Source organism: Ktedonobacter sp. SOSP1-85 (genome assembly GCF_016587415.1).
GTDB lineage: Bacteria > Chloroflexota > Ktedonobacteria > Ktedonobacterales > Ktedonobacteraceae > Ktedonobacter.
In genome coordinates this window covers 2,006,756-2,019,473 of the sequence record NZ_BNJI01000002.1, presented here as the reverse complement: position 1 = coordinate 2,019,473, position 12,718 = coordinate 2,006,756, and the positions used below count along the sequence as shown (strand labels likewise).

The window sequence follows — 12,718 nt, the reverse complement described above, 5'->3', positions numbered from 1 at the left end:
TCTCTCCCTTGTGGACTGTTTCCATGTGGAAATAGGCGAGAAGGCGTTCTCAAAGCCTGAGAAGATTGCCCCGCCTCACATGTATGAGTTAGATGAACCCTCCATTGGCACGCAGAACCTGTCCAGTGATCCACCCGGCTTCCTGGCTTGCTAAAAAGAGCACCACGCCGGAGATGTCTTCGGGTTCCCCAAGACGACCGAAACCAATCATACGTTTGATCGCCTCTATCTGGGCTTCTGATTTATCGGCGGTAAACAACTCCGTGTTGACCGGTCCTGGAGCGACGGCATTAATGGTAATGCCCTTTGGGGCGAGTTCCTTGGCCAGGTGCCGAGTGATTTGCTCGACTGCCCCCTTGGTGCCAGCGTAAAGGCTGTAGGTGGGCATCATTTGTCCCAGGACAGAGGAGGAGAAATTAATGATACGCCCTCCTGCTTGCATGTACCTGGCGGCAAATTGGCAAGCAAAGTAGGTCCCTTTCACATTGATTGCGAACTCTCGGTCAAAGTCCTGTTCTGTGATTTGCTCAATCGGCTTCGTGGTCATAATGCCGGCATTGTTGACCAGGATATCAACACGCCCAAAGTGTTCAATGGTCGCTTTGAACAAGGCTTGCAAGTCAGCATGTTTACTGACATCGGCCTGGACAGCCAGAGCCTGACCTCCATTGCGCTCAACGCGACCCACAAGGTCTTCGGCGGCTCCCTTATTCTGGGCATAATTGATGACGATCTGTGCTCCGTCGTTCGCCAAAGCCTCTGCAATTGCTTAGCCGATCCCACGTGATGCGCCAGTGACAATCGCCACTTTATTTTGCAGTCGTGCACTCATTCTTTTTTCTCCTTTTTTCTTCACCGAAATCGCCGCAGGATGCCCCTGCCCTTTCAGGCATGGGGAGGAATGCGGCGTTCCTTTGTCGGTGGCTTGGGTGAGAGACACCGTAGACAGCTTTTTCATCTGCTCCTTTTCTATTGACAGGTAGATGAAAACCATGATATACTCTAAAGTATGAAAACGGTGTTAACAGCGAAACTCAAATTGAATACAACACCCGAGCAATTCAAGGCATTACGTGAGACACAACTGGCATATCGTGATGCTCTCAACTATGTCAGTACATATGCCTTTGAGAATGGCAAGATGAGTAATGCTGTTCGTCTGCAAGATGGCACGTATGATGAGATTCGCCTCCGTTTTCACCTTCCCTCACAAATGGCCTGTTCTGTTCCTCGCCAAGTTGGAGCCTCGTATAAAGCCCTCTGGACAAAGGTGAAGAACAATGCTGCTCATCGTAAGGCAGGTCTCACCAAAAAGCGGTACAAAGGGCTTGATAAGGCTCCTACGTTTCTCTCCCCCACGTTGACCTACCAGTATAAGAAGGACTACACGTTCAAGAAAGAGCAGCACGTGAGTCTTCTCACTCTTGAGGGACGGGTCAAGGTTCCCTATACTGGCTATGACAAGCACGTGGCATTGATCCAGCGTGGTACGGAGATAGGTGCATCGAAACTCTGGTATGACAAGCCCAAGAAGCAGTTTTACCTGCTCGTCTCCCTGGAAGTGGAGACGGCTGATCCTACCCCAGAAACGCACAAGCAAGTCGTTGGCGTGGATGTGGGGATGCGATACCTTGCCGTCACGGCGACGATGCAAGGCGATTGCACCTTCCATGCTGACATCTCTCCTATTACCAGGTCTCACCACTACGCACGATTGAGAAAGCGTCTGCAAAAAAAAGGCACTCGTTCCGCGACGAGAAGGCTCGTCGCCATCAGTGGACGAGAGAGACGGTTGAAAGCAAACGCCAATCATGTCGTGAGTAAACGGATTGTTACCCACTATTCTCAAAGCTTGATTGGACTGGAGCATCTGACAGACATTCGAGAGCGGACCACACGACGGAAAGGCAAACAAGCCAGTGCCAAACAGCGAAAAGCCAATCGTACCTTCTCCAAATGGGCTTTTGGTGAGTTGCACGCGATGATCGCCTATAAAGCGCTCTTGCATCAAAGTACGGCAATCAAGGTGGATGCCAACTATACCTCGCAGTCTTGCCCCCAATGTGGGCACACCTGCAAAGAGAATCGCCCTCACAAGGGCTTGCTCTTTGTCTGTCAGAATTGTCAGTACACGCTCCATGCCGATCTGGTTGGCGCGAGGAATATTGCGATGCGAACGCTTCTTATCCGGCAAGACTGGATAGGAACGGGCCTCTTGTCAGTACGCCCTGATGTGTCGGACGATGAAGCCAAAGCAGCACGCCTGAAAAGGTATGCTGAGTTGCGGTGGAGTTCAGACACAACTCCAAGCCCTCGGCTTTAGCCGTAGGGTACTGACAATATCTCTTAAAACGACGCTTGATTGCCTGGTAGGTTTCCACATTCAGGCCAAAGAGGGCTGCGATCTGCGTTTCGTCGAGACCAGGAAGGTCAAGATCTTTTCGGGTCTTCGAGAAACACCCTGCGCAATGCCTCAACCACCATTTGATTCAGCGCAGCGAGAAAGCGACTGAGAGTCGAGCGGAGCCGTGCTCGTACAAAGAGCGCCATAAACGGGAGGGCGAAAGGCTGGTGTGAGGCTATAACTCATCCATCTATTGCTTTCCCAACAGAGACTTTTTAGGTGCGAGGCCTCACCTGAACATTGCAAAACTCTGGAATAATTTCTCGACCATAGATTTCCAGCAGGCGCTCTTGCTCTTCGGCCATCAGGTAGAGGTTGAATTCGTTGACGCCAATAACGGCCAGTTCGCGGATACGCTGGCGACACTGATCCGCTGTACCAATCACACAAAAGCGATCAACAACCTCGTCAGTGACAAACTCGGCATGGGATGCCCCTACCTGGCAATGCTTCTGGTAATCGTAGCTCGAACGCTGACGTACATAGCTGGTCAATTCCGCTGGCAAGTCAGTGGCGGGATAGCGAGAGAGCAACTCGATAACGTGGTTGGAGACAAGCGCGGGGAACCAGCGTACCTGCGAACGCGCATACTCAAGGTCATCCGAAACATAGCCTGCCGTGGCACACATAATATGGAATTGTGACCAATCACGTCCCGCCTCCTCACAACCCTCGCGCACAAAATTCAGACTCCATTTAATCAGATGGGGATCGGCACATTGCAGGACAACCCCATCACCCACGCGTCCCGCCAGGCGTAAAGCTTTGGGTCCATAGGCAGCGACAAAAATAGGCAGGCGGCTACGCGCCCATTTTAGCTGGATAGCCTGCTCATTCAGATGTGTAGCCTCTCCCGAAACAAGGGTTCGTATCTCTTGAATAGCGTTCTCCATGACAGTTAGCGATACAGGTTGCTTTCCCATAACACGCAAGGCGCTATCTCCGCGACCAATGCCCATAATCATCCGACCGCCTGAAATCGCCTGTAAGGTCGCGAAGGAGCTAGCCGTGATGCTGGGATCACGAGTGCCGGGATTGGTCACGCAGGTCCCTAACCGCAAGGAAGCAGTATTCACGGCCATCAATACAAGTAGAGGATAGGGGTCCATCCAGAGTACATGTGAATCAAACAACCAGCCATAGGAGAAGTGCTGGGCCTCAGCCATACATATCAACTCAACAATACGCTCTGGTGGTGGATCGGGTCTGAGGGTGATACCAAACTCGATCATATTTTCATCTCCCTGTCACTATTCAAGTTCCCTTGTTTTCATCATAGATAGGTAGTATACCTGGCAGGAAAAACACGATTCGCCCCTGGCCTGAGGCCGCTTTTGCTCATTTCTTATGTAAAACCACTATCTCATTCCTTGGATAGAGCCACACTAACCGGTGATTGAGCACAATTGCCCCTGACGAAGGCGAACCAGCGGTCGATGATTGGATTGCTTCACCAAAGTGTCACCACAATGACGATCAATTCTGTTGGCTTGCGCAGCCCTTCCACCATGGTTCCTCGTCGCTGGCTAAAGGTCTTGTGACAGCTCCTACAACGGTAGCGTTGTCGCTTGCGATCATGAATGACGATGTTGCCCGTCCCTATTTTTCCCCTTGCGGAACACGCCAATTGGGGCAAAATTGCTTCGACGGCTCCATTGGGTCGGATAGGGTGGGTTTGCATGCACATATCTTGCCAATAGAGCCTGATTTTTTCAAGCCCTTCCCAGTTTCGCCAGTTAATGTAGCTCTACTGGACACTCCAGATTGGGGCAAAATACACTGGAGACATCCATCTGGCTCTCTGCTTGTGATTTCATTCTTGCCGTTTGCCAGATGGCCGACTCACATTTCAAGGTTTCCGGCCAACCCTCCACAAGTGAGAGGAGTCCTACCCGGCAACTGCATCAAAGAGGATAGATGAGAAAGGAACGCTGAATTGTACCTGCAACCACACCATTTGCGCGTTATCGAGCGCCTCAAAGAGACATTTCAAGATGATCCACGCTACCTGGCCTTGCTGGTCGGCGGCTCACTGGTCAAGGGTTGGGGCGGAGAGAACTCGGATGTAGATGTTATGTTTATTGCTACCGATGAGGAATATGCCCGTTGTGTAGCTAGTGGTCAGCGCTGGTATTACAACACAGAGATGTGCGATTATCCTGGCGGATACGTCGACGGGAAATTCTTTCACCTGCAGTTTTTGAGAGATGTTGCACAGAAGGGCAGCGAGCCAGCGCGGGCGGCTTTCACCAATGTTTTCGCAGTTTTCTCGCATATCCCTGAGTTAGATGATCTGCTGAAACAAATACCAGTCTACCAGGAGGCTGAGCGTGAGGAAAAGATGCTGGCCTTCTACAGTCAGGTCCAGATGCTCAACTGGTTTGTTGGTGAAGCCGAGCAAAAACAGTCAACCTACCTGATGGCCCACGCAACCAGCGAGATGGTCTTTTATGCCTCGCGTTTAGTGCTGGCATATAACCGCATCCTTTATCCCTACCACAAGTGGCTGATGCGAGCCGTAGAGAACGCGCCTGAGAAGCCTGAAAACTTCCTTGAGCTGTGTGAGAAGCTTTTGACACAGGGGTCTGTTGCCAATGCCCAGGCTTTGTGGGAATGCATCACTAACTTTCGTGAATGGAATATTTCCTATGAGCACGGACTGGTCCGTTTTATGCAAGATACTGAATGGAACTGGCTCGATAACCGGGCTCCTTTACAGGATTGGTAAGGCCAGGCGATTGGTTTTAGTATGACAGAGGGTTGCCCAAGACGAGGACCGTGAATAGGAAGAGGAAAACCACCCAATAGTGGGCGAACTCAAGTCTAGCTTTATTTGAAGTTCTCTTCTTTAGCAAGAGGGGGACCTCAAATGAGTAGAACTCAATATCATTCTCTTCGCCATTGTTGTGGCAGAGGACCGTTCCCAAGCATTTCAGCAGCTTGCGGGAAGATTTCAAACCACAGAGGAGCACGTGCCTGCGATATCCCATTGTCTCATAGGTACGCTTGATCAAATAAGTGAAACGCTCCAAGAAAGGCGAGAAATGTATGGGATCCCGTATATCTCCGTGTTTGAAGAGAGTGCGGAGGTGTTTGCGCCAGTTGTCGCCCACCTCGCTGGAAAGTAATAGAGAGCGTCAACCCGGGCAGAGTCATCCTATTGGCAATCACATATGGCGCGCTAATAGTGACATTGTTTAACGTCATGGTTTGGGTATCGGATCCGAAGGCATTGTCGTTGGCATTGTTGAATATTGCCTGGCCCTCGAACGTCGCCACGTCAGAGGAGAGAACTGACAGGTCGGTCGTTAGACCAGTTGTGGTGACTGGCGTATTCTGTCCCGCGTTCAAGGTCACCGTGACATTGCCAATCATCGGCAAGGCAATCGCCTTGGAGATCACCAAATCCGAAAGCGTTCCATCGAGCTGGTTGACCGCAGGGGAACTAGTATCGACTGGGGTAATTCCCGGATAGAGGCGCAAGCTCGTGGTCTTGATGCTTGCCGCCTTGAGCGTCACAGGGATGGGCACTGCCACTGTTATAGCAAGCGCGCCCTTGGAGATAAGAACGATCATACCTCCAAGGAGGGCCAATGCGACCAGCATTACAGTCCAGAATATGGATGGCTTGACCGTGCCAATGACTGCCTCCTGCCCTTCATTATTTAGGCTTTCGTCAGCGAAAGGTTTCTGTTCCATGTTTATGGCTCCCTCCCCTTTTTTGCCCTGGTATATCACCCGACCCTTCAGGTTCACCCTTGACGCCTTCGGTGCTTCGGGGAGGGGAGTATGTGGGACTGCCTCTGGCAGTCCCACATACTCCCCTCCCCGAATGCAAAATCAAGAGGCGTGTTCAGGTTGACTCAACATATCAAGCAAAGAAGCAGGCACGGACACTTTTTAGGCGTGGGTGTGGGTGTCGGTACGGAGGGAGGCGTCAGCGTCGGCAGAGGCAAAGGCAGCGATGGCGTCCCCGTAGGGAATGGCGTTCCCTTCGTTGGTGGTGTTTTCGTGGGTGAGGGCGTATCCGTGGGTGGCGACGCCTTCAGTGGCGCGGGAGTTGTCGCGGATACCACCATGTGGAAACTGGTAACGGTAAAGGTATTGGCATAAATGGAGCGATCCACCTTTAATGTCACGTTCTTCATCACCAATCTTGGGACGGTACCGCCAGCCGCCAGGATAAGCAAATCGGCTTTATTCGCGAAACTTTTGAGCCCGGTATTGACATCCTGGAAAAGGCCCGTTTTAATGGCCACGCCAGTCGCCGATACCGAACCATTCGACGAGAGCACCAGATTCACACCATAAAATGGATGGCTCAAGCTAAACCCGGTCATCGTGGACGCGCTAAAGGTGAGCGTGGGGTGAAGCGGGTCAGGCAGTGAATTCATGTGCGCGTTCGTGCCAATGATTTCGGTCGCCTCTAAGGTATAGTCGCCCAAAGCCGCGAATGCCCCATTTGAAGAATAGTTTACTTTGATGCCAGATGACGAGAAGGCACTCAGGGGGTCTTGCGATTGTGAAGGATGCGCATAGGCCTCAACAGGATGCATAAGTAGGAGTATGGTTCCCGCGATCAGACCGAGGGAGAGAATGGGAATACATAACCTTATGACGTTACGTCGCAAAGAGTACACGTCGTCCACGCTCCTTTATGGTGGGAGCAGTGTTGCTCCTCCGCAAAGTGGAAACAGCACCGCTGAAAAAAATAGAGTAAATAAGTAAAAAGTAGTATTTGACGGATTGTAAATATGAGGGGCCAGGGGGCCATACAGGCCCCCTGGTGGAGTACAGGGTATCCCTTATGTGTGTAAAAGGATTGGGTTATCAGCACACGCACGAATACGCCATGTACAGGCATCACGCTGGCAGCCGCTTTAACTCACCGTGAGTGTCAACCCTGGCAGGGTCATACTATTGGCGATCATGTACGGCGCGCTAATGTTGATATTATTCAATGTAACGGTTTGGGCATCAATTTCGAAGGCATTGCCATTGGCATTGCTGCTTACCGCCTGGCCCCCAAACGTCGCCGACTCAGAGGAGAGAGCCGCCAGGTCGGTCGTCAGACCAGTCGTGGTGACTGGCGTATTATTCTGACCCGCTTTCAAGGTAATCGTCATATTGCCGACAACCGGCAAGGAAACCGTCTTGGAGATCACCAGGTCCGAGAGCGTCCCATCGAGCTGGTTGACCGCAACAGCAGATTTCCCATCGGCCTGGGAGATCCCCGGGTAGAGGCGGAATCTCGTGGTCTTGATGCTTGAGGCCTTGACCGTCACAGGGATCGGCACCGCCGCCGCCATGGCTACTGCGCCCCTGGAGATAAGAACGGTCATGCCGCTAAGGAAGGTTAATGCGACCAGCATTACAATCCAAAATGCTGTACGGTTGACCCTGCCAATGGCTGGCTCCTGCTCAGGTTGCTCCTGCTCTTCATCGTGAAGATCCGGGTTGGTCGGGGTTTCGTCGGCGAAAGGTTCCTGTTCCATAAGGTTGCACACCCGCTTTCCACAAAATAGCAAACGGTCGTCTTGTTTTGTCTATGAACCAGGCAATTCGGCAGGAGGAAGGCATCCATGCCTTCTAGAACTGGCTCTTTTGTCTGGCTCACAGATCACTTGGCCAGGGGAAGGCATCCATGCCTTCTAGAACTGGCTTGCCGCACTACAACGAACATCCTACAAGTTGAGTTTAGAGATCAATATGGTTAATGTGAGCGAGGAAAGGGTTTCTTCATCCATGCTGGGAGCTTGCGTGGAAGCTTATAATTCGGAATGCTTTGAGGCGAACGGTTCCGGGACCGGGAAACAGGCTGCCAGGCAACACCCATAGCGCCACCTATGATACCCAGTAACATGCCTATGCCCAAGCCTCCAGCGGCGACAGGGAGTGAGACGAGAGAAAGTACGACGGCGCTTGATCCGGTAACAAGTGCGTTGGAAGGGACCAGTAACTGGATTAATCCCATGACTAAGAGCAGGCCCCCCACCAGCAACCCGGCCCAAATATTACTACCCGGTAAGAGCGCGAACGGAAGCAGTTCAATCGGACCCCAGAGCACCAGGAGCCCCGCGAGTATGATGAGAATTGATCCCGAGAATGGACGCGTTCTGCGCCAGAGGCGGAAGCGTGACCATTCTCGCCAGTTGTCCTCCTGCTTCGTCTTCTTCTTCCCTGGGCGCGAAAGTGGCGGAAGACGTAAGGGTAAGGCCGACCGCAGTTGTGCTGCTGACAGGCGTTTCCAAGACCAGTGTTTTGGTTCTGTGGAGATCTTTGTGCCGGACGTTTCTCCCCCGGCATTGGTGTCATTCGCCTGAACCACAGCGATGGTTGGGTCGTCTTGATTGGCCATCGCGAGTGCCTCCTTTTCTCTACACTGAGAAAAAACTGACTGACTATCAATCAATGGTCTTATATACAAAAATAAAAGATAGCACTACATTTGTCAAGCACATGAGAAAAAAATAGCAAAACTGGTAAGGGGTCAAGGTTTTGATCAATAAGGGGTGGGTCGCGCCAATGCGCGAATTTTAACTTTGCCGTGATCACACCTGTACGCGACGCCTCAATCTATTCCAAGTGCTCGGCAGACAAATTGCGCAGTTTCTTCAATATAGTGATCAGTCGATATCGGTGAATTGTAGAGGTAGCACTGAAGCGTGGCATAGTAGACCGCCCCTACAATGAGTGTCGCGGTGATATCGGGATTGATTGAACTATTGACTGTCCCTTGCATCTGTTCATAGCGAAGCAGTTCGGAGATCAAGCGGTGATACGGCTCGAAGACGAGTTCATTTTCTGAGGCCGATTCGACGAGGTGGGCCAGGGCAAGTACATCACGATACATACTCAAAATGCCAAATATTTCTTCGATGCTCCTCTCAATCTTCTGCTCAATAGGACGAGGCTCCGTAAACACACGCAGAAGAGCGGTCTGTACCTCATTTTGCATCTCTATAGTGAGGGTCTTGACAATAGATGCCTTAGAAGGGAAATACCAGTAAAACGTTCCCTGGGCTACCCCCGCTTTGGCGACAATTTCAGAAACGGTGGTGGCTTCATAACCTTTCTCGGCCATGATCTCTCGTGAGACTTTGAGTAGTTCGGCGCGGCGGTCGATTTTAGGGTGCTTCGCGTTCCGGTGCATACTTATTGTTTCCCCTGGCTGCATAAAAATCCTTTTGCATAGTTTTTTTAGAATAGCACACCAGGACCATAAAGTACATTATCCCGCGAAGAAAGATCGACCCATTGTGATAATGTGCATTTGTATGCTTTTTTATGCCCTGGTGGACTCAGGCGGCAGATCAAGACGATTGGTGTGTTATCATCTTTATAGATACATCCTATTGGAGGTGACATCTTTGAACAAAGTATGGGAATTTCTGAGAAGAAGAGTAGGGCGAGTTGTGCTTGTCCTGCTTTGCCTGCTGGCAGTGGCAATTTTATTATATACGGGGATCATCTGGCCGAACTCCTGGTTTGTGTCGAATAACAATGTGCAAGGCCTTGATGTGTCGAGCTATCAGAAGCAGATTGATTGGAAACGCGTTGCCCAAACAGGCAGGTACGCGTTTGTATTCATTAAGGCGACCGAGGGCAAAACGTATCAGGACGCCTATTTTCAGGCGAACTGGCGCGGGGCAAAAGATCAGGGACTGCTTCGAGGTGCGTATCATTTCTATACAGCGTCCTTGAGCGGTGCTGAGCAGGCAGATAATTACATCAATATGGTTCCCAAAGAGGCAGGGATGCTGCCACCCGTGTTGGATCTGGAAGTATCCGGTAAGGATCGCCAGGCGATGCTACGCGAAATCAATGTGTTTCTTAAGCGGCTGGAACACCACTATGGTATGAAACCCATTATTTACACGGATCTCAACCGATACGCAGAATATATCAAAGGGCATTTTGAGGATTATGTCATCTGGATCGGTGAAGCACTTTTCCCAATCCAATGGAGCAATGTCACCAATTGGACATTCTGGCAGTATTGTGATCGGGGGCATGTCCCCGGAATATCGGAGCCTGTTGACTTAAATGTCTTTTCTGCAGGGAGAGAAAAACTTTATGAACTCTCATACCAATCTATCTCCTACAGCAGTGTGCAGTAGCTACAGAGAGCCACGCACAAAGGATCAACCTTTCGGTATACTTCAACGCCGTCGCAGTTTCGACAAGGATTGAGGCGTTGGACGTCGTTCCTGAGGCGAGATACAAACATCTCACGTATCAATAGTAGTGTTCTTCGTTCACTGCCGAAAAAGGATGATACGATGCTTCAGCCAAGAGAAAAAGCAACCCCCTCTGCTGCAAAAGCCGTGCTCGTAGTGGAAGATGATACATACATTGGAGCGTTTCTCGTCGAAGCCGTTCGAGAGGAGACATCACATCAAGCGATGCTTGCGGTGACGGGGGCACAAGCGTTAGACCTGCTTCACTATCTGCGACCAAGCTTGATTGTCTGTGATTATTGCCTTCCCGATATGGACGGCTTTACATTGCATGATCTGCTTCGTGCGAGAGAAGAGTTCATAAATATCCCTATTATCCTGATGAGTGCCATGCCGCAAGTGATGACAAGGACCATTCAGCATGAAAAGCTGCTTCGTTTGAAGAAACCTTTTGACCTGGATACGTTCTTGTGCCTCATCAATAATATTCTGGAATAAGCTAATCGCGGTTTTTACCGAACCGGCCCGTAAAGCCCCTGGCTTGAGCCATGGGGATACAAGGGCCGTTCCTTTTGGGAGTAGCCTGGGTGGAGGAGAAGCAGAGGAAAATGAAGGCTTGACAACAAAGCGAGGCTTCTGTATACTGCTTCTTGAAATCTTGTTCTATGTCTGTAAACATGTCTCAGCACTGAAATGAGCAGGAATGCCGTAAGAGGAGGGGACACATGGAAGGCGTGAATGACCCACCAAGACCGCACACCGACGAGGCGCCAGTGCGGATCAAAGCCTTTGTCTATCGCTTGTATCCCACTCGCAAACAAGAAAGCACTCTCCTGTGGACGCTTCGTCGCTGCAAAGAACTCTACAACGCCAGCCTCGAAGAACGCACTGCTGCCTACAGAATGGCTGGCATCTCGGTCTCCTATGGCATGCAGGCCGACCAATTGCCTCAGGTCAAGCAAGAACGCCCCGAATACCAGGAGATTCATTCCCAGGTGCAGCAGGATGTGCTCCGACGCCTCGACAAAGCCATGAAGGCTTTCTTTCGTCGTGTCGCTGAGGATCAGACCCCAGGCTATCCTCGGTACAAATCCAATGCCCGCTATCGTTCCTTCACCTATCCGCAGAGTGGCTATACACTCATTGGTGCCCTCACCCCTCATGACAAAAAGGGCAAGAAAACCTCTCGATTGAAGCTTTCGAAGATTGGGTCTCTCAAGATGCTGATGCATCGACCCATCAAAGGGAGCATCAAAGCCTGCACGATCAAACGCGATGGAGATCACTGGTATGCCGTCTTCAGCGTGGAGCAGGTCATCAGCAGCGCAACGCTGATGCATCCCTCCAACAAGGCGGTGGGGGTTGATGTGGGCATCACCTCCTATGCCACGCTCTCCACGGGGGAGCAGATCGCCAACCCTCGCATCTACCGTTGCACCGAGCAGCAGATCAAAGAGGCCCATCGTAGGCTCTCTCGGCGCAAGCGAGGCAGTCATCGACGCAGCCGGGCCAAGCGGGAATTGACACGACTCTATCGCAAGGTGCGCCACCGTCGGCAGGACTTCCTGCACCAAGCGTCTCGCCGCCTGGTCAATCAGTATGGGACCCTGGTGTTTGAGGCATTGCAGATCCCCAATATGACGGCAAGACCCAAGCCCAAGAAGGAGGAGGCCCCTGCAACGACAGAGGAAAGCGAAGGTGGCGCGACAGCAGCGACGGTGACGCACTATCTACCTAATGGAGCGGCTGCCAAGAGCGGCCTGAACAAAAGTATCCTTGACGCGGCCTGGGGCCGTTTCATCACGCTGTGTGCCTGCAAAGCGGAAGAGGCTGGCGGCATGGTAGTGAAGGTGGCGCCCCAGCAGACGAGCCAGAAATGTAGTGGCTGCGGAGTTCTGGTCCCCAAAGATCTCTCGGTGCGATGGCATTCCTGCCCCACGTGTGGGACCGAGCTGGATCGCGATGAAAATGCCGCACGAAACATTCTGCGCCGCTATGAGACGCAAGGAGCCATTCCTGATCGCAAGAAAGGCAAACCCAGCAGGAAGGTGGGTCGGGGCGGGAAGCGTCCCACAGCGACTGGTATCCTCTGAGGAGGACGCTGGCCACTGTCGAAGCCCCCGCCTTTAGGCCT

The 12,718-nt window shown here is 51.7% G+C and carries 12 protein-coding genes and 1 pseudogene; 5 read left to right on the top strand and 8 right to left on the bottom strand.

Annotation, left to right across the window (positions count from 1 at the left end; genetic code table 11):
* Positions 1–88: 88 nt before the first annotated feature.
* A pseudogene (locus tag KTE_RS37085) lies at positions 89–832 on the bottom strand (SDR family oxidoreductase).
* Between the two features lie 177 nt (positions 833–1,009).
* Here KTE_RS37085 and KTE_RS37080 point away from each other — a divergent pair.
* Positions 1,010–2,323, top strand: a complete 1,314-nt coding sequence (locus tag KTE_RS37080) for an RNA-guided endonuclease TnpB family protein (protein WP_201390697.1) — start codon at positions 1,010–1,012, stop codon at positions 2,321–2,323.
* 296 nt (positions 2,324–2,619) lie between these two features.
* Here the strand turns inward: KTE_RS37080 and KTE_RS37075 are convergent, their stop codons facing one another.
* On the bottom strand, positions 2,620–3,636 hold the full coding sequence (locus KTE_RS37075) for a TIGR03842 family LLM class F420-dependent oxidoreductase (RefSeq protein WP_201390695.1): 1,017 nt from the start codon (positions 3,634–3,636) through the stop codon (positions 2,620–2,622).
* Positions 3,637–3,854: 218 nt separating this feature from the next.
* Positions 3,855–4,085 carry a hypothetical protein gene (locus KTE_RS37070; RefSeq protein ID WP_236600858.1) on the bottom strand — a complete coding sequence of 77 codons (231 nt, stop codon included), beginning with the start codon at positions 4,083–4,085 and terminating at the stop codon, positions 3,855–3,857.
* 255 nt (positions 4,086–4,340) lie between these two features.
* On the opposite strand from KTE_RS37070, the gene KTE_RS37065 reads away from it, so the two are divergent.
* Positions 4,341–5,132 carry a hypothetical protein gene (locus KTE_RS37065; RefSeq protein ID WP_201390693.1) on the top strand — a complete coding sequence of 264 codons (792 nt, stop codon included), beginning with the start codon at positions 4,341–4,343 and terminating at the stop codon, positions 5,130–5,132.
* Between the two features lie 266 nt (positions 5,133–5,398).
* Here KTE_RS37065 and KTE_RS37060 read toward each other — a convergent pair whose 3' ends face one another.
* The 5 genes from KTE_RS37060 to KTE_RS37040 form a co-directional block, all read right to left on the bottom strand.
* Positions 5,399–6,103 (bottom strand): DUF6230 family protein, encoded by a 705-nt coding sequence (locus KTE_RS37060; protein ID WP_236600857.1) that lies wholly within the window; start codon positions 6,101–6,103, stop codon positions 5,399–5,401.
* A gap of 164 nt (positions 6,104–6,267) precedes the next feature.
* Positions 6,268–7,044, bottom strand: a complete 777-nt coding sequence (locus KTE_RS37055; protein WP_201390691.1) for a hypothetical protein — start codon at positions 7,042–7,044, stop codon at positions 6,268–6,270.
* A 240-nt stretch (positions 7,045–7,284) separates the two neighbouring features.
* Positions 7,285–7,899 (bottom strand): DUF6230 family protein, encoded by a 615-nt coding sequence (locus KTE_RS37050; protein WP_201390690.1) that lies wholly within the window; start codon positions 7,897–7,899, stop codon positions 7,285–7,287.
* Positions 7,900–8,117: 218 nt separating this feature from the next.
* Positions 8,118–8,762, bottom strand: a complete 645-nt coding sequence (locus KTE_RS37045; RefSeq protein ID WP_201390688.1) for a DUF6114 domain-containing protein — start codon at positions 8,760–8,762, stop codon at positions 8,118–8,120.
* 213 nt (positions 8,763–8,975) lie between these two features.
* Positions 8,976–9,557 (bottom strand): TetR/AcrR family transcriptional regulator, encoded by a 582-nt coding sequence (locus KTE_RS37040; protein WP_201390686.1) that lies wholly within the window; start codon positions 9,555–9,557, stop codon positions 8,976–8,978.
* A 217-nt stretch (positions 9,558–9,774) separates the two neighbouring features.
* Between KTE_RS37040 and KTE_RS37035 the strand changes: the two genes are divergently transcribed.
* From KTE_RS37035 to KTE_RS37025, 3 genes are all read left to right on the top strand, one after another.
* Positions 9,775–10,524, top strand: coding sequence for a GH25 family lysozyme (locus KTE_RS37035; RefSeq protein ID WP_201390684.1), 750 nt, complete (start codon positions 9,775–9,777; stop codon positions 10,522–10,524).
* 162 nt (positions 10,525–10,686) lie between these two features.
* Positions 10,687–11,082 (top strand): response regulator, encoded by a 396-nt coding sequence (locus tag KTE_RS37030; RefSeq protein WP_201390681.1) that lies wholly within the window; start codon positions 10,687–10,689, stop codon positions 11,080–11,082.
* Positions 11,083–11,309: 227 nt separating this feature from the next.
* Entirely contained in the window at positions 11,310–12,677 is a 1,368-nt protein-coding gene (locus KTE_RS37025; RefSeq protein ID WP_236600856.1) for a transposase, read from the top strand.
* Positions 12,678–12,718: the final 41 nt, after the last annotated feature.